A 25,688-nucleotide genomic window follows, 5' to 3' on the forward strand; every position below is an offset into this window, starting at 1 on the left:
CCGCCATCGCAAGCAAGCCAGCTCCCACAGTTGAATCTCCATTGGCTTACGAGAGTTGTGCTTGCAGATGATCCAGATGTTGGGTCATCAGGCTTACGGCCGTGCCCCCATCCCTGCGCTCCAGTGCCTCGATCATCTCCGACTGCTCACGCCAGGTCCCGGCGAACGCTCCCTGTTGCGCAATGACCAGCGAGGTCAACGGCACCAGGCTATTGAGAAACTGCGCCAGTGGCCGATTCCCCGCAATGCTCGCCAGCAATAGGTGAAACTCGCCACACAGGCGGATGGCCGGGCCTTGCTGGCCCTGTTCGACGCACGCCCGTTGGCGCGCCACCAGTTCGCGCAAGCGCCGCATCTGGCCGGGGCTGGCCTGTGCGCATGCCAATTGCACCACGGTCACTTCCATCAAGCGCCGCGCCTCGAGAATGTGTTGCACCTGCTGCGCATCGGGCGCCGCCACCTGGGCACGCAGGTTGGGGCGCAGGATGATCACTTGCTGCTCGGCCAGGCGCGCCAGGACCCGGCGCAGTACGCTGCGGCTGACGCCAAATTGTTCGGCCAGGCCTTCTTCGGTAAAGCGGCTGGTGGGCACGATGCGCTGTTCGAGGATGGCATCGAACAGCCGTGGGTAGAGGTCATCCACCGAGGGCCGTTTACCGGGCACCAGGCGCATGGGGGGCGGGGCGGTGACAACGTTAGTGCGTTGCAGGGCATGAGCGCTCATGGCCAGCCTCCAGAGTCAGTTGCCGAGATGGTCGTCGGGAATGTTCAGGGCGGTCCCCATGCGCTGGCCTTCGTTGAGGATATGGCGGCGCATTTCGGCGCTGGCCTGGGCGCTGTTCTTGCTGCGGATCGCGCGCACCACCGCTTCGTTTTCCTGCAGGCGCTCGGCCAGGTGTTCGGGGGAGTTGCGCAACACCTGGGCGCTTTGCTTGAGGGCGTTGCTAGTCTGCTGCACCACGTTCTGGAAGATCGGGTTGGAAGTCAGGGCGAACAGTTCTTCGTGGAAGGCGATGTAGGCGTTCATCCCCGCTTCACTGTCGTTGGCGTCCAGGGCTTCGCGCATGTCCATCAGGGTCAGGCGCAGTTGGCCGATTTCCTTGCTGGTGATGGACTGGGCCACCAGGCCGACGATAAACGGCTCCAGGGTGTAGCGCAGTTGCAGGATGTCGGCGAGGCTGGCGTCGGCCACGGCATCATGGGCTTGGGGCTCGTTGACGCTGGTTTCCAGCACGACCACACCTTTGCCGGGCATCGAGCGCACCAGGCCGAGGGTTTCCAGGACGATCACGGCTTCGCGCAGGCTCGGGCGGCTGATGCCCAATTGTTCGGCCAGTTCGCGCTGGCCGGGGAGCATTTCCCCACGCCGCCATTGGCCTCGGGCCAGGGCGGCGCGTAGTTTTTCTACGACTGAATTGACGACGGTTGAGGTGCTGATCACGCCGGGCTCCTTATGTTGCAAACACAAACGGTAAAAATGGCGACGATTAACGGTGGGAGCGAGCAAGCCTGCTCCCACATTCGATCTGCGCTAGAACTCCTGGTGAGCCGGCAACACCGGCTTCTTGGCCTGGAACGCATACCCTTGCTGCCCCTCCAGTACCTTGTTGGCCCGTTGCAGATCAATGTCCTTTTCCCAGCGGGCAATGGCCACGGTGGCCACGCAGTTGCCGATCAGGTTGGTCAGTGCACGGCCAATCCCCATAAACCAGTCCACGGCCAACACCAGCACCAGGCCCACCACCGGGATGGCGGGAATGGCGGTGAGGGTCGCGGCCAGAATCACCAGGGCTGAACCCGGTATGCCGTGGGCCCCCTTGGAGGTGATCAGCGACACCAGCAGGATGGTCAGCAGATCGGTCATCGACAACGGCGTACCGGTGGCGTTGGCGATAAACACAATGGCCAGGGTCAGGTAGATCGAGAAACCATCGAGGTTGAACGAGTAACCGGTGGGGATCACCAGGCCGACGGTGGAACTGCCGATGCCCAGGTGCTCCAGTTTACGCATGATCTGTGGCAACACTGCATCGGATGACGCGGTGCCCATCACGATCAGCAGCTCTTCGCGCAGGTATTTGAGCAGCGGCAGCATGCGCAGGCCCGACAGGCGCATCACCGCGCCCAGGATCAGCGCGACAAACGCGATGCAGGTCAGGTAGAACAGACCCACCAGGCTGCCCAGGTGCTGTAGCGAATCCAGGCCATAGGTGCTGGTGGTAAAGGCGATGGCACCGAATACGCCGATGGGCGCCAGGCGCACGATCATGCCCATGATGCGGAAGATCACATGGCTCAGTTCGTTGATCAGTCGTGAAATGCCCGACGCCGCTTCCCCTACCAGGTTCAGCGCACTGCCGAACAGCACCGAGAACAACAGCACTTGCAGTACGTTGTTGTCGGCAAAGGCGCCGATCACCGAGTTGGGGATCAGGTCCATCAGGAACTGACTAGTGCCCTTGATATGTTGGCCACGATCCGCCAATTCATTGAGGCCGGCGGAAGACAGCTGTTCCAGATGGATATTGGCCCCGCTACCGATCCCGGTACTGAAGGCCAGCACCAGGCCCAGTACCAGGGCGATGGTGGTGAGGATTTCGAAATAGATCACCGACTTGAGGCCGATGCGCCCGACTTTTTTCAGGTCGCCAGCACCGGAAATGCCGCTGACCACCACGCAGAACACGATCAGGCCGATCAGCATCTTGATCAGCTTGATAAAGCCGTCACCCAGGGGTTTGAGTTGTGAGGAGAATTCGGGAAGGGCCAAGCCGCACGCGATGCCGAGCATCAGGCCTATGACGACTTGCAGGAAAATCGAACGCGAGCACCATCTGAGCATGGGAAGGATCTCTATTCGGTGCCCTGGTGGGTCCAGGGCTTAATTGTTGTGGTCTTACCGGTAAGTCCAGTGCGCGGCCAGTCTACGCTCGGTTTTTTGCAAACTACAAGGGGGGGAGGGGCTGTTTAGGTTGTCCGGTCTTACCAGTTGCTCGGTAACCGTGATGCTTGAGCGGTTGGCGGTCTGGAAAATTTTTCGCTTATCATCCCCGGCTTGGCTGCTGAGGTGATGCATGGACAAGCCTGGACTGACAACCGATGAAACGGGACTGACCCGTTGTACATGGCGAACGGCCGCTGCCGAGTACCCTGATTACCACGATCACGAATGGGGTGTACCGGTTGCCGATGATAGGGCGCTGTACGAGAAAATCTGCCTGGAAGGCTTCCAGGCCGGCATGGCGTGGATCACCATTCTGCGCAAGCGCGAGCATTTTCGCCGGGCGTTCGAGGGTTTTGATTTTCGCCGGGTGGCGCAGTACACCGAGCAGGATATCCAGCGCTTGATGGCCGACCCTGGCATTGTGCGCAACCGGGCGAAAATCCTCTCGACCCTCAACAATGCGCGCAGGGCCTGCGAGCTGGTGGATGAATACGGCTCGCTGGCGGCCTGGTTGTGGGCATTCGAGCCGGCGGCCGACGAGCGCCCGGCGGTGGTGGACATGGCCTATTGGACGGGCAACCCGACGTCGCCGGCGTCGGTACGCTTGTCCAAGGCCTTGAAGAAGCGCGGCTGGACATTCGTCGGGCCGACGACGATGTATGCATTCATGCAGGCGATGGGGATGGTCAATGACCACCTGGAAGGCTGCGCCTGTCGGCAGCCAATTGAAGACCTGCGCCGCCAGTTCAGGCGCCCCTGAGTCCTGAACTGGCAGGGCCTCCTTACTCCTCAGCCAATCTGCAACAGGATATCGCGCACCTTGTCCAGGGATGGGTCGATATCCAGGGTCTCGATGGCGCCGAAGCCGAAGATCAAGCCACTACGCACCGGCGCCTGATGGAAAAACACGTCCAGTGGATACAGGCCGACTTCCACCTGGCGCGCCCGTTCGATCAGCAGGGGGATGTTCACGGGCACTTTGCACAGTGCGGCCAAGTGGAACCCGGCCACGCTGGGCACGGCTTCGAACCAGGGCGACAGGTCGCCGGCCAGGCGGCTGAGGATGCGTTCGCGGCGGGTGGTGTAGACCGCGTGACAACGCCGGATGTGCTTGAGCAGATAGCCTTCGCTGATGAACTTGGCCAGGGCCCATTGCGGCAGTGTCGAGCTGTGCTGGTCGCTCAGTTGCTTGGCCTTGAGTACCGCGCCGCGGATGGCCGGTGGCAGCACCGTGTAGCCCAGGCGCAGCTCTGGGAGCAGGGTCTTGGAGAAGGTTCCGACATAGGCGACGATGCCTCGTGTATCCATGCTTTGCAGGGCGTCAGTGGGGCGGCCTTCGTAGCGGAACTCACTGTCGTAGTCGTCCTCGATGACAATTGCGCCCAGCGCCAGCGCCCGTTTCAGCAGCGCTTCGCGGCGCTGCAGGCTCATGGGGATACCCAATGGAAACTGGTGGGACGGGGTGACGTAGATCAGTCGGGTGCCTTCGGGAATCAACTCGACCTGGATCCCTTGCGCGTCCAGCGGCACGCCGGCCACCGTGGCGCCCATGGCTTCGAAAAGCAGGCGCGCCGGGGCGTAGCCGGGGTCTTCCATGGCGACGATGCTGCCCGGTTCCAGCACCACGCGGGCGATAAGGTCCAGTGCCTGCTGGGCACCGTTGCACACCACAATGTCGTCGTCGCGGCAGTTGACCCCACGGGAAAAGGCGATATGCCCGGCAATCGCATTGCGCAAGGCCGGCAAGCCCTCGGGCTGGCCGTAGAAACCACTGTTTTTGGCAATGCGGCGCAGAGCGTCCTGGGTGCAACGTCGCCATTCGTCCTGGGGGAACAGGCTGCGGGTGGTGGCGCCACCGATGAACTCGCAGCGCAACGTGCTTTCGCGTGTCGGATGGCGCATGGGCGAGGGCAGGGCCTGCCACTTGGCCAGGTTGGCGGCGCAGGCCAGGTCGGCCGCACTTTGCAGGCCCTTTGGCCGCAGCGCATGGGGAGTGACGAAGGTGCCACGGCCGATCTTGCCGATCAGCAGGCCTTCGTAGGTCAGGGTGGTGTAGGTGTCGGACACGGTCTTGCGCGACACCCCCAACTGCTCGGCCAGCAAGCGGCTGGGGGGCAACTGCGCGCCAGCGGCCAGGCGTCCTGATTCAATCGCGTCGCGCAGTTGCTGGTAAAGCTGTTCGGCCAGGTCCTTGCGGCCCTGGATGACGACGTGCAGTTCCATGTTTCATTCCGAGGCGGCCAATTCTGCCAAGGTTACTCGTATGTACAGGCCGCGCCGATCAAAAATGTGGGAACGGGCTTGCTCGCGAAAGCAGTGGGTCAGTCAACATCAATGTTTGCTAGGCCGACGTCTTCGCGAGCAAGCCCGCTCCCACACAAGCGTGGGTCAGGAGAGGAAGCCACCGTCCACATTCAGCGAAACGCCCGTGGTGTAGGTCGAGGCATCGCTGGCCAGGTACAGCACCGCGCCGGCCATTTCGCTGGGGTCGGCCACGCGCTTGAGTGGGATCTGGGCCAGGGCCATGTTCAGGATCGACTCGTTCTTCACCAGGGCCGAGGCAAACTTGGTGTCGGTCAGGCCCGGCAGCAGGGCGTTGCAGCGGATGCCGAACGGCGCACATTCCTTGGCAAACACCTTGGTCATATTGATCACGGCGGCCTTGGTCACCGAGTAGATGCCCTGGAAGTGCCCCGGGGAAATGCCGTTGATCGAGGCCACGTTGATGATGCTGCCGCCACCGTTGTCACGCATCAGCTTGCCGGCTTCCACTGACATGAAGAAGTAGCCACGGATGTTCACGTCGACGGTTTTCTGGAACGCGCCGAGGTCGGTGTCCAGCACGTTGCAGAACTGGGGGTTGGTCGCGGCGTTGTTGACCAGGATGTCCAGGCGCCCGAACTGCTGGCGAATGCCCGCAAACACCTCGCTGATCTGCTCCATCTCGCCGATGTGGCAGGCAATGGCCGTGGCCTTGCCGCCGGCGGCGATGATTGCATCGGCCACGTGCTGGCAGCCGTCGATCTTGCGGCTCGAGACAATCACGTGGGCACCTTGCTGGGCCAGCAGCTTGGCGATGGCCTCACCAATGCCACGGCTGGCCCCGGAAACAAACGCGATCTTGCCATCGAGGTCGAACAGATGAGTCTTGGACATGGGGGTTCCTTGTCGGGTCAGAGGGTGGATTTGTGGATGACGTTCAGACTCATCTGTTCCAGCAGCGTGTTCATGTGGATGAACTGCGCGAAACGTTTGTCCTGGGTCTGGCCATGGAAGAAGCGGTAGTAGATCTGCTGCACGATGCCGGCCAGACGGAACAGGCCGTAGGTGTAGTAGAAGTCGAAATTGTCGATCTGGATGCCGGAGCGCTCGGCGTAGTAATCGACAAACTGGCGGCGGGTCAGCATGCCGGGGGCGTTGCTCGGTTGGCGGCGCATCAGTTGCACGGGCGCCGGGTCGGCGGCTTCGATCCAGTAGGCGAGGCTGTTGCCCAGGTCCATCAGCGGGTCGCCCAGGGTGGTCAGCTCCCAATCCAGCACGCCAATGATTTGCATCGGGTTGTTGGGGTCGAGGATCACATTGTCGAAGCGATAGTCGTTGTGCACGATGCTCGAGGTCGGATGATCGGCGGGCATCTTGTCGTTGAGCCAGGCACGCACGGCTTCCCATTTCGGGGCGTCGGGGGTCAGGGCTTTTTCGTAGCGCTCGCTCCAGCCGCGAATCTGGCGTTGCACATAACCTTCAGGCTTGCCCAGGTCGGCCAGGCCGCACGCGCTGTAGTCGACCTGGTGCAGTTCGACGAACTTGTCGATAAAGCTCTTGCACAAGGCTTCGGTGCGCGCCGCGTCCAGGCCCAGCTCCGGCGGCAGGTCCGAGCGCAGGATGATGCCCTTGACCCGTTCCATCACGTAAAACTCGGCGCCGATCACCGATTCGTCGGTGCAGTGCACGTAGGCTTTGGGGCAATAGGGGAAGCCATCCTTGAGCTGGTTGAGGATGCGGAACTCACGGCCCATGTCATGGGCCGACTTGGCCTTGTGGCCAAACGGTGGGCGGCGCAGGACGAATTCCTGTTCGGGGTATTCCAGCAGGTAGGTCAGGTTGGAGGCGCCGCCTGGAAACTGGCTGATTCTGGCGCTGCCACTCAGGCCTGGGATATGGGCCTTGAGGTAGGGGTCGATGAGGCTGGCATCCAGTTCTTCGCCTGGGCGAATCTGGGTGGATTGGTCATTGAGCGCCATGCTTATCCCTTTTGCTTATTCTTGAGGCCTTGGACTATTGGCTAATCTAATGCGCACAGCCAACCTGCCACAAGGCTGTGGTGGCTTAATAGGCTAGCGTGTTGGACGACAATCAGCGTGCCTGATCGGTCATTTTTCGGGCGGGGGCAAGGCAACCGGTGTGAGTACCTGGCGCCCGGCGAAGTGTTCCACGAGGTTTTCGGCGACCCTTTGCACGGTGTCATGGGCCGCTTCGGGCGACAGGCCAGCGACATGGGAGGTGAGCACCGTATTGCCCAGGCGCTTGAGGGCGTCGGGCACCTGGGGCTCGTCGTCGAACACATCCAGGGCCGCGCCGCCGATACGGCGTTGCTCAAGGGCGGCGACGAGGTCGGCGGTCACCACCACGCTGCCGCGGCCGATGTTCACCAGGTAGCCGTGGGGTCCCAAGGCGTCCAGGGCCTGGCGGTCGATCAGGTGGTACGTGCCGACGCCGCCGGGGGTGGCCAGCACCAGGAAGTCCGAGTTACGCGCCAGTTCCACGGCGCTGGCGCAGTAGGTGTAGTCCACGTCATCGCGGGGCTGGCGGTTGTGATAACTGACTTCCATGCCAAACCCGAGGGCGGCGCGCCTGGCGATCTCCAGGCCTACCGCGCCGAGGCCGAGGATGCCCAGCTGTTTGCCGGCGAGGGACGGGCGCATCACCTTGGGCCATTCGCCACGTCGCACGGCCGCGTCTGTCTGGGGAATGCCGCGTACCAGCGCCAGCAACAAGGCCATGGCGTGGTCGGCCACTGAGGGCGCGTTTACCCCGGCACCGTTGGTGACCACAATCTTGCGATTGCTCGCCGCCTGCAGATCGACATGCTCATAGCCGGCACCGATCACGCAGATGATTTCCAGCAGTGGCAGGGCGGCGATCTCCTCGGCATACAACCCCAGTGGGCCACGGGTCAGCACGGCACGGATCTGCCCGCCATGGGTCTTGATCGCCTGGGCGCGTTCTGCGGGGGTTGGCGCCAGAATCACATGAAAGTCGTTGCTCTCGATGATGGGCAGGTATTCATTGATGGTTTCAACCAGGACCAGAACAGTGGCGGGCATGGGGCAGCTCTTGTTGTGGGGTTTGATCTCTGGAGTATGCGGTATTTTTTGTAGTACGAATGCCCGCAGATGAAAGATGCTTCCTCGATGGGAGGCCTTGGCATGGGGATGCCAGCGTCGGCGCAGGCTGCAGACGCTGGGCATTCGTGGGGGGCGTTACTGGGTTTGTCTTACCTTGTTCTGTTCTGCCTGGGCGATTTCCCGGAAATCATAGGTGGGGAAAAACTCGGTCCGGTAGGTGCCCCATGCAGCATTTTCCAGTGCCAGATTGACCGCTGACAACCGAGAGGCGGGTAGGCGCAGGACGATGACTTGGCCGATTCCCATGGTGATGTTCCAACTGACGACTTCTACTCCCTCCGGTGGAAATACTTTGTAGAAATCCTGCTTGGCGAGTTGCGCCCTTAGTTCGCTTAATGGGCGGGATTGATCATGTTTGAGAAATACCGTCAACATAATTGCATTTTCGGGTGTGGCGTGCGGTATTTTTGCTGTCGCGGGGGCTGAGGGTTGCGCATTGGCGCCGCTGGAAAGAAGGGCGGACAACCATACGGTGGATATTAATAACGACTTGAGTTGAGTTTTCATAAGAGGCGTCTTTTTATTGTTTTATGGATTTTTGAAGTAAGTAGTCAAAGCCTGATGGTATCTGGCAGGTCAAGAATACTCAGTGGGAGGTGGAGGTTTTGATCGGCCCGTTGTAAGGCGCATGGACCACGTAGATACGAACTTTCTCGTTGGTCTCGACCATGTCCCGGGGCACTTCCCGCGAATAGGTGAACTCTTGGTTGTTGAGGACCTCAAGCCGCCTGACCACTGTTCTGGCAGGGCCCTTGTCTGGTACCAGGATATGGGTGGTTTTGTCGCCTGTGACCAGAAAGTAACCGCCACCGCCATTGTCATACTTTGACAGCCCGGTGTCGGCATAGAAAAACTCATAGCGATTACGCTCGGGGTCCCACATGGAGATGCCAACCACGCCCGGATACTTGTCCTTGACGTCAATTTGCGGGGCGCCTTCTATATAGACTTTGGTGGTCAGCCACTGGGGCGAAGAAGCGAGTGCGCGGATGTCGGAGTTTGTCGATTGTGCCTGGCTGGAAAGTGGAGCGAGCAGTCCAGCGAGAAGTAGACCTGTAAAAACGGCATGGCATTTTCGCATTAGATAATTCCTACATGGGGCATGGGTTTTTATTCTTGTATTTGGTTGGGTATTGCTTGGGCCCGGCAGTGACGGAATATAAATGTGCTGGCAGGTGCTATCAATGCCTGGGTATATGTTTGTAACAAATCCATGGGCAATCATTTAAAAAATATTCAAATGCTCGCTGTGAAGTAGGGGGATTCCTACAAATAAGCTGGTGAGATATAGATTGCGATAGGTATATAAATTTTATGTTTAAAGGGGCGGCTATCTATATAGTTGTTGCCTGATTAAACGCATTTGCGCCACCCCCATTCCTCAGTTTCGCCAATCTTTAGCCGATTCGCGGGGTGGGTATCAGTGTGTTGCGAGGCTTGGGCGCGGCGGCGTATTCAATGCCGTTGAATGTGAAGGTGTCAGACTGTTGTTGCTTGGGCTTGTCTTGGGCGGCGATTTGATCGGCGATGTGGGTCGATACGCTATCGACCAACTGGCCAGCGTTGAAAATGTTCAGGCTTGAAGTCGTCATGCTTGAATCTCCAGGTTTTGTAGTAGAGCTTGCATTGAGTGGGCGATGGGGGCGTAACGTTCCTGATTCCAACAATTTGTGGTCAATCGACTGGCTCTGCTCCGTACAACCATTCCTCAGCTAAGTCTTTGCTTATTCAAGTGAATCCCGGACAATCGCGCCCCTGTTACGGTCGTGGCGCTGCCTGTCAGGTTTTTCTGACTCGCCGCGATCGTATGAAAGTGGAGAACCGAGCGGATGAATGATCAGGCCAATAGCGTCGATGAACGCTACGCAACGACACCTGTAACCCTCACGGGCTGGAGCCGCCAGGACACGACCTGGATGCTTGGCCTGTTCGGCACGGCGATTGGCGCCGGCACCTTGTTTCTGCCCATCAACGCAGGCCTGGGCGGCTTCTGGCCGTTGCTGATCCTCGCGCTGTTGGCGTTCCCCATGACCTACTACGCACACCGTGGCCTGACCCGCTTTGTGCTGTCGGGGCGTGCGGGCTCAGACATCACTGAGGTGGTTGAAGAGCATTTCGGCATCAAGGCCGGTGCTTTGATCACCTTGCTGTACTTCTTTGCGATCTTCCCGATCCTGCTGATCTACAGCGTGGCGCTGACCAACACCGTCGCAAGCTTTATGTCGCACCAACTGCACATCGAGCCACCGCCACGGGCGCTGCTGTCGTTTGTGCTGATCCTGGGCCTGCTGGCCGTGGTGCGTTGCGGCGAGCAGGTGATCGTCAAGGCCATGAGCCTGATGGTCTATCCGTTTATTGTTGCCTTGCTGTTTCTGGCGGTGTACCTGGTTCCGCACTGGAATGGCGGCATCCTCAGCACGGCCAGCACCGTTCCGGCACCGTCGGCGCTGCTGCACACCCTGTGGCTGGCGATTCCGGTGATGGTGTTCTCGTTCAACCACTCGCCGATCATCTCGGCCTTCGCCGTTGACCAGAAACGCCAGTACGGCGCCCACGCCGAAGAGCGCAGCTCGCAGATCCTGTCCCGTGCCCACTTGTTGATGGTGGCGATGGTGATGTTCTTCGTGTTCAGCTGTGTGCTGACCCTGTCACCGGCCCAACTGGCCGAAGCCAAGGCGCAGAACCTGTCGATCCTGTCTTACCTGGCCAACCACTTCGATAACCCGACCATCGCCTTTGCCGCGCCATTGATTGCGTTTGTGGCGATTGCCAAGTCCTTCCTGGGCCACTACATCGGCGCCAGCGAAGGCCTCAAGGGCCTGATCGTCAAGAGCGGCCGCCGCCCGGGCGCCAAGGCCCTGGACCGCATGACTGCTGGCTTTATGCTGGTGGTGTGCTGGATCATCGCCACCCTGAACCCGAGCATCCTGGGGATGATCGAGACCCTGGGTGGGCCGATCATTGCTTCGATCCTGTTCCTGATGCCGATGTACGCAATCCGCAAGGTGCCGGCCATGGCCAAGTACCGTGGGCAGATGTCCAATGTGTTCGTGACCCTGGTCGGCCTGGTCGCCATCTCCTCGCTGATTTACTCGCTGATCCCTTGATGTGATCAGCGCCGGCGACCTCGGCGTTACTCATATCTCTAGCTAGGCAACGGCCGAATCAGCGTGCAGCGCGATTCGGCCGTTTTTCTGCCAGGCCGGAAAACTCAGTGCTACCACATGGTCGTTGTTCACGCGTTGCGGGGCGCCGAGGCGACTCAATTGCACGCCATTTTTCAGGAAATAACGCTCCAGCGCTGGAGTGGTCACTGCCACCACCTGATTAGCGCCGTGGCTCCAGGCATGGTGCAGGCTGTTCCACCAGACGCGCATCGGTAGGGTTCCTTTCTCCAGGGCGCGGGCGGCAAAACGCGACACTTCCCAGGTGTCACGGCTGCGCGGGCTTGGCTGGTCGCACAGAAACCCGAAGACTTCCGACAGTAGATAAGGTTGGGTGGTCGGCAACAGCCGTGCGCAACCGCAGACCTGGCCTTTTGTGTCCAGGGCGAGGATATGGCGCGTGTCGGCCTGGTCGAACTGATCGAATTCGCGTTGGGGCCGGGCGTGGGTGGAGTCCAGCTGCCAACCCAGTTGCTCGATGAACACTTCGTGTCGATAGCGGCCCAGGTCGTCCTCAAGGGCTGCAGACAGTTCATGGTGATGGCGGGTGATGATGCTGATCATTGGATGTCCTTATCGTGATCGTCGGGCCTAGATCAGGCCCAGTGCGGCGGCATAGGCAGCCGCCAGTGTCTTGTTGGCTGCGCCGAATTTCTTCTGGATGGTCTTGAGGTGAAAGTTCACCGTGTTGATGGAGATGGTCAGGATCAGCGCGATCTCGCCTGAACTCTTGCCGTCGGCGGTCCATTGCAAAATTTCCCGCTCACGCAGGCTGAGGCAGACCGACGGGTGGGCGCGTTCGTTATGGCCCAGATCTGTCAGGCGCAGCGTCACCTGTTCGAGGATGCAGCGCAGGCGCAATTGAATTTCGTCGCTTTCAGCCCGCGAAATAGGATCCTGGCGCCGGGCCACGGACAGTACCCGCAGCGAATGATCGTGGCTGCGAATCGGCAGCGTGGCGCCGATGCACAGACCCCAGTCCCGAGCTTCCAGCCATAGCTTGCGGCTGTTTTCAAACAGTGCGTCGTTCCACAGCACCATCTCGGTGGAACGCAAGCCACTGAGGATCGACGGATCGACAGCCGCGTAGTTTTGCTCCTGGTAATGTTCCAGCCACCTTTCGGGGTAAGAGCCGTGAATCTCGGTTTTTGGTCGGGTAAAAGGGGTCAGGTGGCGTACGGCATAGGCGTAATACTCGAACCCCAATTGCAACACTTCCCGCTCCAGCAGCGCGAACACTTGTGCTCCTCCCTGTTGCTTGAGCATCTCTATCCGCAAGCGATTCCACCAGCGGATGAGGTCGTTTTCCTTCTCCATGGACAGTCGCCTCGATTCCTGGAACCTTTGGCAATCTAGCCCACGTGATCTTTCTGTCAAACTTTTCCGGTGCTTTGCCGACGGCTCTGGCACGGCACTTTTGCCCAAGAGGCCGGTGTTTATGACGCTTGGCGCAGGCGAGGTATTGAATGGTGCGCGTGGCACTGTTCAATGGCCTTGACCGCTGTTTCACAGGCCGCCGCATCGGCGGGCATCAGGCTGCTCGCCCGAGCACAGGCCTGTTGCAACCGGGTGTCGTGTAGCAGCGCTGTGATCGCCCCTTGCAGGTCTTGTCTGTCCAAGGGCAGGGCAAGACGCATCCCGCACCCCATGCGCACCAGTCGTTCGGCGTTATCGAACTGGTCATGGGCGATCGGCAGGACAATCTGTGGGATGCCGGCAGCCAGCGCCAGGCTCATGGCGCCAATGCCGCCGGGGTGGACCAGCCCGGCTGCGCGGGGCAGCAGCGAACTCATCGGCAAAAACGGACGTTGCATCACCGTGGGCGGCAAATCGCTGGTCACCGGCCGATCACCGGTCAGAAAAATACCGCGTGCGCCGACCCTGTGCAGCGCTTCCAGGGCGAAGTGATAAAACTGCTGGTCAAAGTGCTCAGTGGAGCCTTGGGTGAAAACCACGGGGGGCGGTCCGGCATCGAGGAAGGCCCGGGTCTGTTCATCGAGCCCCAGGGTGCCACCATCGAACAGTGGGAAGCCAGCCATGTACAGGGGCTGCGGCCAGTCTTGCTGGACGGGGGCGAACCATTCGGGGAACAGGCAAATCACGCCTTGGGGGGCATGCATCCATTGGCTGAAGATGTTCTTCACCGCGCCCGGCAATCCGTGTTTGCGGCGCAGGGCATTGATTTGTGGGGCACAGGTCCGGTCCAGGCTCAGGTATTCGATCCCGCGCCAGAGCAATTTGCGCACCGTCAAGGGCAGGCGACGTGACACATTGAAAGTGGGGTGTACAGGCGGTAAATGTGCCGACAGTAGGGTTGAAGGGGACACTTGGACCGAGAGGTAAGGGAAACCGTATTTTTCATGGGCAATACGTGCACCCAGGGCCCACAGCGAGCCGACCACTACCCTATCGTCAGTGTTATGCGCGGTTACATAATCGTAGACCGGCTCTAATAGGCCTGCGATGGCTTGCCACAACACGCTGAAGGAAGTCTTCGGATCCCACAGGCGGGGATCGCCCATGGCAGCGTTATAGGTCGCCTCATCGCATAACGGCACGAAGTCCAGGCCCCGGGCCTCGATGGTGTGTTGAAACGCCGGCATGCTGCACAAGGTCACCTTATGACCGCGCAGGGTCAGTGCTGCGCCCAGGCCGATAAAGGGAAAAACGTCACCGGCCGAACCGATGGCAATCATGATTACTCGCATCATCCACATCCTTGTTCAAAAGTGCTCAGGCGAAGCTCAACTGCGCTCGGTGAGGGGGCGCCATGCAAAACGCCTCTGGCCGGGCGTCGCGATGCGTCAGCAAATGGCCGAGCAACGCGCGGTGCACGCCGTTGGCCGCAGCCCTGGATTCCAGATCCAGAAAGTGCCCGCTGCTCTCGGCCGTGGAGAAGCTGCAGTCGCGGATGTACTGCTTGAAGCGCTGCACGTCCATGGCGCTGGTGTATTCGTCCCAGGCACCGTTCAAAAAGTGCACGTGGCTGTCGATGTTCGAAAGCTGGGGCAGGTACGCCCCTTCATTGAGCTTGAGGGCCTGGTCGATATGGAATCGCGCCTGATGCTGCTCGGCGTTGATCAACTGCGCCATGTGCTGTTGATTGGCACTCTTGAGGCGGGGCGGCAGGTGCTTGCCCAGCGTCTGGTTGAGCAAGTGCCCGATGCCTGCGTTGTCATCCCGAGCCATGAGTGCCTGGGCGCCGCTGACGTAGTCGAGCATCGGGCCATTGAGGCCGGGAGCGAATGACATCACCACCGAGCTTTCGACGTTGTCCGGCTTCTGGGCGAGGGCCAGCAAGGTCGACAGGCCGCCCCAGGATGCGGAAACCAGATGGTGAATATTGAAGCCTTCGATCAAGGCCAGCAGGATCTGGACTTCATCGTCCTTGGTCACCAGGCACCGATTCGGGTTGTGAGCCCGGGAGTTTCCGGCGAATGGCAAGTCAAACAGCACCACGTTGAAGTGTTCGGCCAGGCACTTGCTGGTACGGGCAAAGGCCGAGGTTGTGGCCATGGCGCCATTGACCAGCAGCACATTCTTTTTATCGGGGGCATCGCCGATTTGTTCCACCGACACCGCATAGTCCTTGAAGACGTTCTTGATCACATATTGATTGCGCCACATAACACACCTCCATTAAGCACTTAAAAACGGGTGAGAGCGCCCCTGCCACCGGGTACGGGCATCGACGACGAGGCTTGGCTGTTTTTATTAGAAGTCGTACGGCATACAGCGCGAGTACATCCAAAGCAGGCGGATCCCATGACGCGGGCATCAGGGTGTAGAGAGTTTCGGCCTTCAAGGCGCGGCGGGACAACTACCTGATCTGGTAGGTCGTTGGAGAAAGGCCGTCGACAGCCAGTGCCCGGCAGATTTTCCCAGGCATAAAAAAACGCCGCGTATCTTGCGATACGCGGCGTTCTTCACATCAACACACCGTTAGGCTTGAACCACCGGAATGTTGGCGCTTGCTGCGATTTTACGGAACTCGGCGATCTGGTCGAAGTTCAGGTAGCGGTAGACGTCACTGGCCATGGTGTCCAGTTTCGCTGCGTAGCCCATGTACTCTTCGACGGTCGGCAGGCGACCCAGGGTGGAGGCGACTGCCGCCAGCTCGGCCGATGCCAGGTAGACGTTCGCGCCATCACCCAGACGGTTCGGGAAGTTACGGGTCGAAGTCGACACTACGGTCGAATTCGGCTCAACACGTGCCTGGTTACCCATGCACAGCGAGCAGCCCGGCATTTCCATGCGCGCGCCAGCCTTGCCGTAGATGCCGTAGTAGCCTTCTTCGGTCAGTTGGTGAGCGTCCATCTTGGTCGGCGGCGACAGCCACAGACGGGTTGGCAGCTGACCCTTGACCTGTTCCAGCAACTTGCCGGCAGCGCGGAAGTGACCGATGTTGGTCATGCACGAACCGATAAACACTTCGTCGATCTTCTCGCCAGCGACGCTGGACAGCAGACGGGCGTCGTCCGGGTCGTTTGGCGCGCAGAGGATTGGCTCGTTGATTTCGGCCAGGTCGATCTCGATGACTTCGGCGTATTCTGCGTCGGCATCGGCTTCCATCAGCTCAGGGTTGGCAACCCAGGCTTCCATCGCTTGGGCACGACGTTCCAGGGTACGCGCATCACCGTAGCCTTCACCGATCATCCAGCGCAGCAGGGTGATGTTGGAGTTCAGGTACTCGGTGACGGAGTCTTTCGACAGCTTGATGGTGCAACCGGCAGCCGAACGTTCGGCCGAGGCGTCGGACAGCTCGAAAGCCTGCTCCAGCGTCAGGTCGTTCAGGCCTTCGATTTCCAGGATGCGGCCGGAGAAGGCGTTTTTCTTGCCTTTCTTCTCAACGGTCAGCAGGCCGGACTGGATTGCGTAGTAAGGAATGGCATGAACCAGGTCACGCAGGGTGATGCCAGGTTTCATCTTGCCTTTGAAACGCACCAGGATCGACTCAGGCATGTCCAGTGGCATTACGCCAGTGGCTGCGGCGAACGCTACCAGGCCAGAACCGGCCGGGAACGAAATGCCCATCGGGAAACGGGTGTGGGAGTCACCACCGGTACCCACGGTGTCCGGCAGCAGCATGCGGTTCAGCCAGCTGTGGATGATGCCGTCGCCTGGACGCAGCGATACACCGCCACGGGTCATGATGAAGTCAGGCAGGGTGTGGTGGGTGGTCACGTCGATCGGCTTTGGATAGGCCGCGGTGTGGCAGAAGGACTGCATCACCAGATCGGTGGAGAAGCCCAGGCACGCCAGGTCTTTCAGTTCGTCACGGGTCATTGGACCGGTGGTGTCCTGGGAACCCACGGTGGTCATCTTCGGTTCGCAGTAGGTACCTGGACGAACGCCTTTGCCTTCCGGCAGGCCGCAGGCCTTGCCGACCATTTTCTGGGCCAGGGTGAAACCCTTGCCAGTGTCGACCGGTGCTTCAGGCAGCTTGAACAGGTCGGTAGGGCCAAGACCCAGCTCAGCGCGAGCCTTGTCGGTCAGGCCACGGCCGATGATCAGCGGGATACGGCCGCCGGCACGGACTTCGTCCAACAGGACCGGGGTCTTCATTTCGAAGGTGGTCAGGACTTCGTCGGTGCCGTGTTTGCAGACTTTGCCAGCATGCGGGTACAGGTCGATCACGTCGCCCATGTGCATGTTGGTGACGTCGAATTCGATTGGCAGTGCGCCAGCATCTTCCATGGTGTTGTAGAAGATGGGAGCGATCTTGCTGCCGAAGCAGAAGCCACCAGCGCGCTTGTTAGGCACGTACGGGACGTCGTCGCCGAAGAACCACAGCACCGAGTTGGTTGCCGACTTACGGGACGAACCGGTACCGACCACGTCACCGACGTAAGCGATCGGGAAGCCCTGGCCGCGCATTTCTTCGATCTGCTTCATCGGGCCGGTCTTGCCTTGCTCGTCCGGCACGATGCCTTCACGGGCCATTTTCAGCATGGCCAGGGCGTGCAGCGGGATGTCAGGACGGGACCAGGCATCGGGAGCAGGGGACAGGTCGTCGGTGTTGGTTTCGCCGGTGACCTTGAACACGCGCAGGCTGATCTTGTCGGCCAGGGTCGGGCGGTTCTTGAACCACTCGCCGTCGGCCCAGGACTGGATCACTTCCTTGGCGTGCGTGTTGCCGTTCTTGGCTTTTTCCGCGACGTCGTGGAATGCATCGAACATCAGCAGGGTGTGCTTGAGCTGGGCAGCAGCAACGGCGGCCAGTTCAGCGTCGTCCAGCAGCTCGACCAGGGTCACGATGTTGTAGCCGCCTTGCATGGTGCCAAGCAGTTCAACCGCGCGCTTTTTGTCGATCAGGGGGGAAGACACTTCGCCCTTGGCCAGGGCAGACAGGAAACCGGCCTTGACGTAGGCAGCTTCGTCAACGCCTGGTGGAATGCGGTTGGTGATCAGGTCAACGAGAAACTCTTCTTCGCCAGCCGGGGGATTTTTCAGCAGCTCGACCAGGCCTGCGGTTTGTTCGGCGTTTAGCGGCTGGGGAACGATACCCAGGGCTGCACGCTCTTCGATATGTTTGCGGTAGGCTTCAAGCACAGTTATTACCCTCATCAGTGGTCCCACGGGACGCTCATCCAGACATGCACGGCACGCATGCGCTCGGGGGCTTTTTGGGCCGTAGAGCCAGCGCTGCCGGCATTTCTCACAGAAGCTGCTTTCAAAGTTTTACGCCTGCAGAACGGAGCTGATGAGGGTTGGTGCTGGTCATTTGGAGGGTAAATAACCAGCGCCAACACCGTTCTGAAGGAACGACTGTGCTCGTGACGCTTTGAAAACAGCTTCCAACGGATTATTTGGCGCCTTACAAGGCCGGATGATTCTACGGCAAAAAATTTCTAAAGGTAAGTTGCCGCAGCAAGTTTGCAGGGTGATGAACCTTAGACAAAGGGCTAACATGGGCCACTGTTTCGCTGATTTGTGCGTTGTCACCCATGCCCAACCAAACCATCAAGACCCCCTGCATCGGCCTGTGCTCCACGGTTTACGGCGATCTCGTGTGCCGCGGCTGCAAGCGTTTCCACCATGAAGTGATCCAGTGGAACGGCTATGGCGAGGAAGAAAAACGCGCAGTATGGCTGCGGCTTGAGCAACTGCTGGTGCAGGTCATGGCGGGCAAGCTGGAAGTATTCGACCCCAAACGGCTGCGCTGGCAACTCGAACAGCGAAAAATCCGCTTTGTGCCGCACCAGTCCGAATACTGCTGGGCCTACCAGTTGATCGCCCGGGGCGCGCGGGTGATCAACAACCTGGAAGCCTATGGCATGGTGCTGATGCCGGAGTTTCGCGACTGGAACCTGCCGGAACTGCGTGATGCCATTGATCGGGAGTTTTTTATCCTGTCCGAGGCGCATTACCAGCGCTATATCGCCCCTGGCTTCCTCAAGGATGCACTAGGTCACTGACTGTCGCCGATCAACATGTGGGAGCGGGCTTGCCCGCGATGGCGGCGTGTCAGTCAGGCATCTATCAACTGACCCACCGCTATCGCAGGCAAGCCAGCTCCCACTTTTGTTCTGGGGTGTGGCCAAAATATCCTGCCCTGCCAAGATCCCTTGTGGGAGCGGGCTTGCCCGCGATAGCGCCAGTTCAGTCAGGGATGTATCAACTGACTCACCGCTATCGCGAGCAAGCCCGCTCGCACATGTCTGATCTTCACTGTGCCTTGCTGGCCAGTTCCTCCAGGTGGTCGATGATGCTCTGGGGCTTGAGCACCAGCACATCGCTCTCCAGCGCATCCAGCACCACTTCCGCCGTATTGCCGATCAGCGCCCCGGAAATCCCGGTGCGTGCCACGGTGCCAATGATCGTGACGGCCGCCCTCAACTTATAGGCGGTATGAGGGATCAGCACATCCGCCGGGCCTTCTTCGATATGCAGGCGGCTGTCGTCAATGTCGAATTCGGCCTGGAACGCCTTGCACTGCTCGCGATAGCGCGCCTCGATGGTTTCCTTGAGCTGGAACACCGGATCGGCTGCCGACAGCATGGGCGAGGGATGGGCGCTGATGACATGCAACTGGCCCTTGGCCAGGCTGGCGATGTCAAAGCCATGGTCGATGATGGCCGCGTGCAGGTCTTTATGTTCGTTATCCAGGTTGCCCACGTCGATGGCCGCCAGGATCACCCCGTCGGTCCATGGGGTCGCGGTCTTGACCAACAGCACAGCGGCCGGGCACAAGCGCAGCAGTTTCCAGTCCGCCGGCGTCAGCAGGGCCTTTTTCAGCGGGCTGTCGGGGTAGTGCTGCTTGATCACCAGTGCGCAACCTTCGGCCTGCTGCACACCGATGATGGTTTCGTGCAGGTTGTTGTTCCAGGCCAGTTCGGTTGTGACGTTGTAGCCATCGGCCGACAATTGCTCTTTGAGCAAGGCCAATAGCGCCGAATGCTCATGCTTTTTATCGCACACCAGCAGATGCAAATGAGCGCCTGTCACCCCGGCGATCAGCTTGGCGCGCTTGAGGGCCAGGCTTTCCGAGTGTTCGGGCTCAATGATCACCAGGATTTTGCCAATTTCGTTCATGAGCGAGATCTCCAAGGGTGGGAAGGGCAAGGCTTCGAACAACTATAGTTGTTGCCCGCCGTACAGCATGTTGATGCACATCAAGCCCCGTGACTGGTGGTCTGCGGCGGGGTCGGTATAATCGGCGGCCTTTTGTGACCCTTTGCCCGTGAGCCCGATGAACCTGCCCGAAATCCATGACTTCCTCGGTTGCCGCACCCCTGATACCTGGGTCCAGGCCGCACTGGCCGACCAGGAAACCCTGCTGATCGACCATAAAAACTGCGAATTCAAGGCCGCCAGCACGGCCTTGAGCCTGATTGCCAAGTACCACTCCCATGTCGACCTGATCAACATGATGTCGCGCCTGGCCCGCGAAGAGCTGGTGCACCATGAGCAAGTCATGCGCCTGATGAAAAAGCGCAAGATCGAGCTGCGCCAGCTGCATGCCAGCCGCTATGCCTCGGGTTTGCGCAAGGTGGTACGCAGCCACGAACCGGTGAAGCTGGTGGACACCCTGGTGGTCGGGGCGTTTATCGAAGCGCGCAGTTGCGAGCGTTTCGAAGCACTGGTGCCGCATTTGGACGAAGAACTCGGCAAGTTCTACTTTGGTCTGCTGAAAAGCGAGGCACGGCATTTCCAGGGCTATCTGAAGCTGGCCTATCAATACGGTGATGCCAAGGATGTTGCCCAGGTCATCGAGCGGGTGAGGGCGGCCGAGCAGGAATTGATCGAATCACCCGATATCGAGTTCCGCTTTCACAGTGGCGTGCCAGCCTGAGGCCACGGCCACGCCGATCAGCGCGGTGATCCCGGTCAGCAGCAGGATCACCGTTTGCGTGCCAAAAGGTGCCGCCAGCACGGCAATTGCCAGGCCCGCCAATGGCTGCGCGAGGTTATTGAGCAAGGTGATCACGCCCACCGTCTTGCCGAAATCCTGCACGGGAATGACCCGCTGACGGGTGCTGCGCATGTACACGTTGAACATCTTGTCGAAACCGGTGACCAGCAGAAAACCCGGGGTGTACAGCCAGAGGTTGGGACTGATCGCCATGATCAATGCCCCGAGCGCAATCACCGAATACGACAGCCCGCCCAGCACTTTCAACGCCAGGCTCGAGCGCGCCAGGTAAAACAGGATGACGATGGTCACCACCGCACCGGCGGCCTGCAGCAGTGCATAGGCATCCTTGTCGGCCGCGTAGAGGCCGGTCACCATGGCGGCGGAGGTGGCCAGCGTCACGCCAATGATCAAATTCACGCCGACTGCCAGGGCGATAATGCGCTTGAGCTCCGCCAGGTTACGGATATGCCCGAGCGCGATGCGTAGCGGTTGCAGCCAGATATCCCGGTGTTGCGCGTGGTTTTCGAGATTCACCGTGGTAGTGCGCTGCCAGACCAGCATTGCCAGGTCTGCCAGCACAAACAGCCCGGCAATCCCCAGCACCACCCAATGCCAGGCCCACACCTCCAGCATCAGTGCAGCAATCAGTGGCCCTAGCACCAGGCCGCTCTGGTCGGCGATTTGCGAGTAGGAGAGGGTCTTGGCGTAGGTGTAATGCTTGAAAATATGCGGCATGACGACTTCTCGCGCCATGATGCCCTGGGTCGTCAGCACTCCACACAGCGCCGACAGGATCACCAGCCAATGGATGCCGCCGAACATCGCGTACAGCGCCACGGCCACCAGGCATGCCAGCGCCCGGTAGGCCTGGCTGATATGCAGGATGCGCACGGGCGAAAACTTGTCGCACAATGCCCCGCACACCGGGAACGCCAGGTATCGCGGCAGCGACTCGATAAAGAACGCCAGCCCGGCCCACGCTACGCTGTTGGTGGTCTGAAATACGATCAGCGGCACGATAAACAGCAGAATCTGGTCCGCCAGCCGGGACAGGAACAGCGAAACAAAGAACGCCAGGTAATCCTTGCGCATACAACTCCCTGTGGGTGGCGTTAAACATTGCAGGCTAATTGTTAAAAACTCTTAAAAACATGAAGCTTCGTCAGCCGCTGCTGGCCAGGCGCTTTTGCCGGACAGCTTGCCACCTATAATGCTCGCTCTTCAATCCGCTTTTGCACACTGAGAACGTATGGAAAACCTGGGTCTGGGCAAGGTCCTACTCGTTGAGGACGATGAGAAGCTGGCAGGGCTGATCGCGCATTTTCTGTCACAGCATGGCTTTGAAGTGCGCGTGGTGCACCGGGGCGATGAGGCGTTGGCGGTGTTCCTGGCGTTCAAACCGAAGATTGTCGTGCTCGACCTGATGCTGCCGGGCCAGAGCGGCCTGCATGTGTGTCGCGAGATCCGCAATGTGTCCGACACCCCCATCGTGATCCTCACCGCCAAGGAAGACGACCTGGACCATATCCTCGGCCTGGAATCCGGCGCCGATGACTATGTGATCAAACCGATCAAGCCGCCGGTGTTGCTGGCACGCCTGCGCGCCTTGCAGCGCCGCCATCTGCCCGAGCCGACGGTGCGTGGTTCCCTGGCGTTCGGCCAACTGGCGATTGACCGCAGTTGTCGGGGGGTAAGCCTGGGTGACGAGAAGATCGACCTGACCACCATGGAGTTCGAGCTGCTGTGGCTGCTGGCCAGCAGCGCGGGCAAGATCCTCTCGCGGGACGATATCCTCAACCGCATGCGCGGGATCGCCTTCGATGGGCTCAACCGCAGTGTCGATGTGTATATCAGCAAGCTGCGCAACAAGCTCAATGACAACCCCCGCGAGCCGGTGTGCATCAAGACCATCTGGGGCAAGGGCTACCTGTTCAACCCGTTTGCCTGGGAGGCCTAGCCCGATGCTGCGCCTGTTTCTGCGTCTGTACATCATCCTGGCCCTGGGCCTGGCCGGGGCAATCTGGCTGGTGAACTACACCTTCGACGAATTGCTGCCCGAAGCCAACGAAACCTACAACCGCGAAGCCATGCGCGGCCCGGCCTACGGCCTGGTGGAGCAGTTGCGCCCGCTGCCCGCTGGCGCGGCCCGCGAAGCACGCCTGGCCGAGCTGCAGCAGCACTATGGCCTGCGCCTGGCCTTGATTGCCCGGGACGCTGCGGCACTCACCTCCCGCGAGCAACAATTGCTGACTGACGGCAAGTTGGTGGTGCGCGGCGACTTTATGGAGTTCATCACCGAAATCGACGGTGGCGCGCAGCTGCTTCAGATCAAGCTGCCGGTGGAGCCGCGCTGGCTGTACCTGTGGGCCTATAGCTTGTTGGGCCTGTGCCTGGCGATTGTCCTGTATTTCTGGGTGCGCCCGCACTGGCGCGACTTGGAGCATATTCGCCTGGCGGCCCAGCGATTTGGTGACAATGACCTGGGTTCGCGCATCCTCCTGCCACGGCGCTCGAGCGTGCGCGAGTTGGCCGGGCACTTCAACCAGATGGCCGAGCGCATCGAACACCTGATCGCCAACCAGCGCGAGCTGACCAATGCGGTGTCCCATGAACTGCGCACGCCGATTGCACGCTTGTCGTTTGAACTCGACCAACTCAAACAGGAGGCCGATCCGCGCCAGAGCCGCGCGTTGATCGGCGATATGTACGCCGACCTAGGCGAACTGGAGGACATGGTTTCCGAACTGTTGACCTACGCCAGCCTTGAACGTGGCGCGACACAGGTCACCCGCGAGAACATCGAGGCCCACAGCTGGCTCGACAGTGTGATCGGCAGTGTGGCCCTGGAAGCCGAGGCCGAAGGCGTGCAACTGTCCCTGGGTGCCTGTGAAGTCGACTTCATCCAGATCGAACCGCGGTTTATGGCACGCGCGGTGATCAACCTGCTGCGCAATGCCATTCGTTACGCCGAGCATCGGGTCGAGGTGTCGCTGGTCAAGTTCGGCAGTGGTTATGAAGTACGCGTCTGCGACGACGGTCCCGGCGTACCCGAGGACGGCCGGGAGAAAATCTTCCAACCCTTTATGCGCCTGGACGCCAGCCGCGACCGCCGCACCGGCGGCTTTGGCCTGGGCCTGGCGCTGGTGCAGCGGGTCAGCCAGTGGCATGGCGGGCAGGTGCAGGTGCTGGACTCGCAGTGGGGCGGGGCGTCGTTCCGGATGACTTGGGCGTACGCCGACTAACCTTTTGCAAACTCATAAAGGTTGTAAATGTGGGGGCTGGCGGGTGTGGAAGCTGGCTAGTCGGGTCGCCGCCTCGCTGCGATGGTCGTAAACGATGACGTTGGGTACCTGACACTCTGTGGCGATCTATTGGGCCGCCATCGCAGGCAAGCCAGCTCCCACAGGGGAATGCAGCTTCGCGCTCTGGCTTTGCTGTTGCTCTGCTTTTGATCTTGATCTCAGGCGCCCCGTTAAACCACGATGGCCGCAGGCAGGTATTGCGCAGTGGGCACCCCGGCATGGATGCCGGGTAGCCGCGACACGGCCATGGATGGCCGATCGCGGCGGGCCCACGGAGCAATGCCTGACTGCGGGCATGCCGAGCCTAGGCGAGGCACCGAGTGGTGGGGCAAAAGCGTTTTGCTTACTTTGGCGCTTCTCCAAAGTGAGCCGCCGTAAGGGCGGAACCAATAGCCGCCGTGACCGCAGCAACGGATATGTACACCCCCCCCCCCCCAACAACCCAAAAAGAGCGAATGACCATCGCAGTAATGGAGCGACCGGCAAGCCAGCCCCCCCCTGTCTGATCGGGTTTGCAAATCAAAAGCTGTAGTTCAGCACACCCATCACCGAGGTTTGCATCCGGCGTTCCACAATCGGGCTTTTGCCGGCATCCCCCGACAAATACTGCACATCCAGCAAGGTAGAGAAGGTTGTGTGGTCGCCCAGCGGCACGCTCCAATCGAGGTTCAAGCCCCGGCTGACCATCCCACCCTTGGCGTCATACGCGCGAAAGCGGCTGTGCTGGGCCTGGCCGGGGGTGACGCCGTACCAGGTGCGCACATAGTTGCCATCGCCAAAGAGGCTATTGAGGCTGGCGTCCACGGTGCCGTAGTCACCGTCATACAGGTTGGTGCCAATGCTCAGCTCCAGGGAGGTAAACGCCTTGCCGCTGTCTTTTTTATCGTCTTGCTCCAGCGCATGCTCCAGGGTCGCGCCCAGCACGGCCGTGCCCAAGGTGTAGCTGGCACTCACACCGAACTGCGGTCGCGACTTGATTTGGCCCATGCCCTTGAGCCGGTCGGAGCCCAGGCTGGTGCTTTTCTTCTGGTCCTTGCGCGCAGTGCTGGCGCCGACATAGGCACTGAAACTGAGGTTGTCATCCTCATAACCCCAGCCCAGCCCTTTGTTGGTATCGAGAAAAATCCCCCATGGGCTGACGACGTTTGCGCCCAGCAATGGCGCGGTCATACGCTCATTGCTGCCGCTGTAACGCGGCAGGCTGGCCGCCCCGGCTTGCAGGCTGTATTGCCAGTCGGCGGCGGCTGACAGTTGGGTGCAGGTGATCAGGCACACAGAAGTGGCAGCGAGGTAAATCGTTTTTGAACGCATGATGGCCTTCGTCATTCCAAGGAAGGCTCAAATCCTAGGGACGGCGTGGGCAGGGGTCTTTGACAGCTTTGTCGGGAAACTGTCAAAGACTGTTAAGTGGGGGCGCAACGCCCAGCGCCCAAACGCCGCACCGCCCCCAGACTTGATTTCAATCAAGGGCTCACTGGCCAGCTGCCACCTACCATCGACTTCATATTCCGGCCG

General features: G+C 60.2%; 24 protein-coding genes. 6 read left to right on the forward strand and 18 right to left on the reverse strand.

Annotated features, from left to right (window positions below; translation table 11 throughout):
- Nucleotides 1-46 precede the first annotated feature (46 nt).
- From PSH73_RS10385 to PSH73_RS10395, 3 genes are all read right to left on the reverse strand, one after another.
- Entirely contained in the window at nucleotides 47-724 is a 678-nt protein-coding gene (locus tag PSH73_RS10385; protein ID WP_200657002.1) for a GntR family transcriptional regulator, read from the reverse strand.
- 15 nt (nucleotides 725-739) lie between these two features.
- Complete coding sequence (locus tag PSH73_RS10390; protein WP_057439669.1) at nucleotides 740-1,441, reverse strand: FadR/GntR family transcriptional regulator; 702 nt, start codon at nucleotides 1,439-1,441, stop codon at nucleotides 740-742.
- Between the two features lie 90 nt (nucleotides 1,442-1,531).
- Nucleotides 1,532-2,842, reverse strand: coding sequence for a C4-dicarboxylate transporter DctA (locus tag PSH73_RS10395; RefSeq protein WP_057439668.1), 1,311 nt, complete (start codon nucleotides 2,840-2,842; stop codon nucleotides 1,532-1,534).
- Between the two features lie 232 nt (nucleotides 2,843-3,074).
- Between PSH73_RS10395 and PSH73_RS10400 the strand changes: the two genes are divergently transcribed.
- Complete coding sequence (locus tag PSH73_RS10400; protein ID WP_057439667.1) at nucleotides 3,075-3,704, forward strand: DNA-3-methyladenine glycosylase I; 630 nt, start codon at nucleotides 3,075-3,077, stop codon at nucleotides 3,702-3,704.
- 29 nt (nucleotides 3,705-3,733) lie between these two features.
- Here PSH73_RS10400 and PSH73_RS10405 read toward each other — a convergent pair whose 3' ends face one another.
- The 7 genes from PSH73_RS10405 to PSH73_RS10435 all read right to left on the reverse strand — a co-directional run bounded on the left by PSH73_RS10405 (nucleotide 3,734) and on the right by PSH73_RS10435 (nucleotide 9,941).
- The gene (locus PSH73_RS10405; protein WP_120732622.1) at nucleotides 3,734-5,167 is read right to left on the reverse strand and encodes a PLP-dependent aminotransferase family protein; all 1,434 of its coding nucleotides are present in this window, start codon (nucleotides 5,165-5,167) and stop codon (nucleotides 3,734-3,736) included.
- Between the two features lie 165 nt (nucleotides 5,168-5,332).
- A complete protein-coding gene (locus tag PSH73_RS10410; RefSeq protein WP_057439666.1) occupies nucleotides 5,333-6,100 on the reverse strand; it encodes an SDR family oxidoreductase in 768 nt (255 codons plus the stop codon).
- A 17-nt stretch (nucleotides 6,101-6,117) separates the two neighbouring features.
- Nucleotides 6,118-7,185, reverse strand: coding sequence for a phosphotransferase family protein (locus PSH73_RS10415; RefSeq protein WP_057444053.1), 1,068 nt, complete (start codon nucleotides 7,183-7,185; stop codon nucleotides 6,118-6,120).
- A 129-nt stretch (nucleotides 7,186-7,314) separates the two neighbouring features.
- Nucleotides 7,315-8,268 (reverse strand): 2-hydroxyacid dehydrogenase, encoded by a 954-nt coding sequence (locus PSH73_RS10420; protein ID WP_170060710.1) that lies wholly within the window; start codon nucleotides 8,266-8,268, stop codon nucleotides 7,315-7,317.
- Nucleotides 8,269-8,424: 156 nt separating this feature from the next.
- Nucleotides 8,425-8,856, reverse strand: a complete 432-nt coding sequence (locus PSH73_RS10425) for a hypothetical protein (protein WP_057959823.1) — start codon at nucleotides 8,854-8,856, stop codon at nucleotides 8,425-8,427.
- A 79-nt stretch (nucleotides 8,857-8,935) separates the two neighbouring features.
- On the reverse strand, nucleotides 8,936-9,430 hold the full coding sequence (locus PSH73_RS10430) for a DUF4822 domain-containing protein (RefSeq protein WP_057959822.1): 495 nt from the start codon (nucleotides 9,428-9,430) through the stop codon (nucleotides 8,936-8,938).
- A gap of 316 nt (nucleotides 9,431-9,746) precedes the next feature.
- Nucleotides 9,747-9,941, reverse strand: a complete 195-nt coding sequence (locus tag PSH73_RS10435) for a hypothetical protein (protein WP_057439662.1) — start codon at nucleotides 9,939-9,941, stop codon at nucleotides 9,747-9,749.
- A gap of 237 nt (nucleotides 9,942-10,178) precedes the next feature.
- Here PSH73_RS10435 and PSH73_RS10440 point away from each other — a divergent pair, with 237 nt between their 5' ends.
- Nucleotides 10,179-11,456 (forward strand): HAAAP family serine/threonine permease, encoded by a 1,278-nt coding sequence (locus PSH73_RS10440; protein WP_057439661.1) that lies wholly within the window; start codon nucleotides 10,179-10,181, stop codon nucleotides 11,454-11,456.
- A 42-nt stretch (nucleotides 11,457-11,498) separates the two neighbouring features.
- Here the strand turns inward: PSH73_RS10440 and PSH73_RS10445 are convergent, their stop codons facing one another.
- The 5 genes from PSH73_RS10445 to acnB all read right to left on the reverse strand — a co-directional run bounded on the left by PSH73_RS10445 (nucleotide 11,499) and on the right by acnB (nucleotide 18,065).
- The gene (locus PSH73_RS10445; RefSeq protein ID WP_057439660.1) at nucleotides 11,499-12,077 is read right to left on the reverse strand and encodes an acyl-homoserine-lactone synthase; all 579 of its coding nucleotides are present in this window, start codon (nucleotides 12,075-12,077) and stop codon (nucleotides 11,499-11,501) included.
- 27 nt (nucleotides 12,078-12,104) lie between these two features.
- Nucleotides 12,105-12,830 carry an autoinducer binding domain-containing protein gene (locus PSH73_RS10450; protein WP_057959820.1) on the reverse strand — a complete coding sequence of 242 codons (726 nt, stop codon included), beginning with the start codon at nucleotides 12,828-12,830 and terminating at the stop codon, nucleotides 12,105-12,107.
- A 119-nt stretch (nucleotides 12,831-12,949) separates the two neighbouring features.
- The gene (locus tag PSH73_RS10455; RefSeq protein WP_120732626.1) at nucleotides 12,950-14,221 is read right to left on the reverse strand and encodes a glycosyltransferase; all 1,272 of its coding nucleotides are present in this window, start codon (nucleotides 14,219-14,221) and stop codon (nucleotides 12,950-12,952) included.
- 25 nt (nucleotides 14,222-14,246) lie between these two features.
- A complete protein-coding gene (locus PSH73_RS10460) occupies nucleotides 14,247-15,140 on the reverse strand; it encodes an alpha/beta fold hydrolase (protein WP_115128033.1) in 894 nt (297 codons plus the stop codon).
- A 315-nt stretch (nucleotides 15,141-15,455) separates the two neighbouring features.
- A complete protein-coding gene (gene acnB, locus PSH73_RS10465; protein WP_057439657.1) occupies nucleotides 15,456-18,065 on the reverse strand; it encodes a bifunctional aconitate hydratase 2/2-methylisocitrate dehydratase in 2,610 nt (869 codons plus the stop codon).
- A gap of 395 nt (nucleotides 18,066-18,460) precedes the next feature.
- Between acnB and PSH73_RS10470 the strand changes: the two genes are divergently transcribed.
- Nucleotides 18,461-18,931 carry a DUF1289 domain-containing protein gene (locus tag PSH73_RS10470; RefSeq protein ID WP_057439656.1) on the forward strand — a complete coding sequence of 157 codons (471 nt, stop codon included), beginning with the start codon at nucleotides 18,461-18,463 and terminating at the stop codon, nucleotides 18,929-18,931.
- A gap of 250 nt (nucleotides 18,932-19,181) precedes the next feature.
- On the opposite strand, the gene PSH73_RS10475 is transcribed toward PSH73_RS10470, so the two are convergent.
- Nucleotides 19,182-20,048 carry a universal stress protein gene (locus tag PSH73_RS10475; protein ID WP_057439655.1) on the reverse strand — a complete coding sequence of 289 codons (867 nt, stop codon included), beginning with the start codon at nucleotides 20,046-20,048 and terminating at the stop codon, nucleotides 19,182-19,184.
- 157 nt (nucleotides 20,049-20,205) lie between these two features.
- Between PSH73_RS10475 and PSH73_RS10480 the strand changes: the two genes are divergently transcribed.
- Nucleotides 20,206-20,808, forward strand: a complete 603-nt coding sequence (locus PSH73_RS10480) for a tRNA-(ms[2]io[6]A)-hydroxylase (RefSeq protein WP_186625856.1) — start codon at nucleotides 20,206-20,208, stop codon at nucleotides 20,806-20,808.
- Here PSH73_RS10480 and PSH73_RS10485 read toward each other — a convergent pair.
- On the reverse strand, nucleotides 20,764-21,963 hold the full coding sequence (locus PSH73_RS10485; protein ID WP_200656996.1) for an MFS transporter: 1,200 nt from the start codon (nucleotides 21,961-21,963) through the stop codon (nucleotides 20,764-20,766). The two genes, PSH73_RS10480 and PSH73_RS10485, sit on opposite strands and share 45 nt — an antisense overlap.
- Before the next feature lie 157 nt (nucleotides 21,964-22,120).
- Between PSH73_RS10485 and PSH73_RS10490 the strand changes: the two genes are divergently transcribed.
- Complete coding sequence (locus PSH73_RS10490) at nucleotides 22,121-22,828, forward strand: winged helix-turn-helix domain-containing protein (protein ID WP_057439652.1); 708 nt, start codon at nucleotides 22,121-22,123, stop codon at nucleotides 22,826-22,828.
- A gap of 4 nt (nucleotides 22,829-22,832) precedes the next feature.
- On the forward strand, nucleotides 22,833-24,113 hold the full coding sequence (locus PSH73_RS10495) for an ATP-binding protein (protein WP_057959816.1): 1,281 nt from the start codon (nucleotides 22,833-22,835) through the stop codon (nucleotides 24,111-24,113).
- A 579-nt stretch (nucleotides 24,114-24,692) separates the two neighbouring features.
- Here the strand turns inward: PSH73_RS10495 and PSH73_RS10500 are convergent.
- Nucleotides 24,693-25,484 (reverse strand): MipA/OmpV family protein, encoded by a 792-nt coding sequence (locus PSH73_RS10500; RefSeq protein ID WP_305462421.1) that lies wholly within the window; start codon nucleotides 25,482-25,484, stop codon nucleotides 24,693-24,695.
- Nucleotides 25,485-25,688: the final 204 nt, after the last annotated feature.

Origin of the sequence: Pseudomonas sp. FP2294 (assembly GCF_030687625.1) — a bacterium.
Taxonomy (GTDB): domain Bacteria; phylum Pseudomonadota; class Gammaproteobacteria; order Pseudomonadales; family Pseudomonadaceae; genus Aquipseudomonas; species Aquipseudomonas shahriarae.

Coding starts and splice junctions, on each gene's coding strand:
- PSH73_RS10430 (WP_057959822.1), bottom strand. CDS start 9,430: ATGCGAAAATGCCATGCCGTTTTTACAGGTCTACTTCTCGCTGGACTG.
- PSH73_RS10490 (WP_057439652.1), top strand. CDS start 22,121: ATGGAAAACCTGGGTCTGGGCAAGGTCCTACTCGTTGAGGACGATGAG.
- PSH73_RS10410 (WP_057439666.1), bottom strand. CDS start 6,100: ATGTCCAAGACTCATCTGTTCGACCTCGATGGCAAGATCGCGTTTGTT.
- PSH73_RS10425 (WP_057959823.1), bottom strand. CDS start 8,856: ATGAAAACTCAACTCAAGTCGTTATTAATATCCACCGTATGGTTGTCC.
- PSH73_RS10395 (WP_057439668.1), bottom strand. CDS start 2,842: ATGCTCAGATGGTGCTCGCGTTCGATTTTCCTGCAAGTCGTCATAGGC.
- PSH73_RS10450 (WP_057959820.1), bottom strand. CDS start 12,830: ATGGAGAAGGAAAACGACCTCATCCGCTGGTGGAATCGCTTGCGGATA.
- PSH73_RS10405 (WP_120732622.1), bottom strand. CDS start 5,167: ATGGAACTGCACGTCGTCATCCAGGGCCGCAAGGACCTGGCCGAACAG.
- PSH73_RS10415 (WP_057444053.1), bottom strand. CDS start 7,185: ATGGCGCTCAATGACCAATCCACCCAGATTCGCCCAGGCGAAGAACTG.
- PSH73_RS10470 (WP_057439656.1), top strand. CDS start 18,461: ATGCCCAACCAAACCATCAAGACCCCCTGCATCGGCCTGTGCTCCACG.
- PSH73_RS10455 (WP_120732626.1), bottom strand. CDS start 14,221: ATGCGAGTAATCATGATTGCCATCGGTTCGGCCGGTGACGTTTTTCCC.
- PSH73_RS10440 (WP_057439661.1), top strand. CDS start 10,179: ATGAATGATCAGGCCAATAGCGTCGATGAACGCTACGCAACGACACCT.
- PSH73_RS10420 (WP_170060710.1), bottom strand. CDS start 8,268: ATGCCCGCCACTGTTCTGGTCCTGGTTGAAACCATCAATGAATACCTG.
- PSH73_RS10495 (WP_057959816.1), top strand. CDS start 22,833: ATGCTGCGCCTGTTTCTGCGTCTGTACATCATCCTGGCCCTGGGCCTG.
- PSH73_RS10485 (WP_200656996.1), bottom strand. CDS start 21,963: ATGCGCAAGGATTACCTGGCGTTCTTTGTTTCGCTGTTCCTGTCCCGG.
- PSH73_RS10480 (WP_186625856.1), top strand. CDS start 20,206: ATGAACCTGCCCGAAATCCATGACTTCCTCGGTTGCCGCACCCCTGAT.
- PSH73_RS10460 (WP_115128033.1), bottom strand. CDS start 15,140: ATGTGGCGCAATCAATATGTGATCAAGAACGTCTTCAAGGACTATGCG.
- PSH73_RS10400 (WP_057439667.1), top strand. CDS start 3,075: ATGGACAAGCCTGGACTGACAACCGATGAAACGGGACTGACCCGTTGT.
- PSH73_RS10445 (WP_057439660.1), bottom strand. CDS start 12,077: ATGATCAGCATCATCACCCGCCATCACCATGAACTGTCTGCAGCCCTT.
- PSH73_RS10475 (WP_057439655.1), bottom strand. CDS start 20,048: ATGAACGAAATTGGCAAAATCCTGGTGATCATTGAGCCCGAACACTCG.
- PSH73_RS10500 (WP_305462421.1), bottom strand. CDS start 25,484: ATGCGTTCAAAAACGATTTACCTCGCTGCCACTTCTGTGTGCCTGATC.
- PSH73_RS10385 (WP_200657002.1), bottom strand. CDS start 724: ATGAGCGCTCATGCCCTGCAACGCACTAACGTTGTCACCGCCCCGCCC.
- PSH73_RS10435 (WP_057439662.1), bottom strand. CDS start 9,941: ATGACGACTTCAAGCCTGAACATTTTCAACGCTGGCCAGTTGGTCGAT.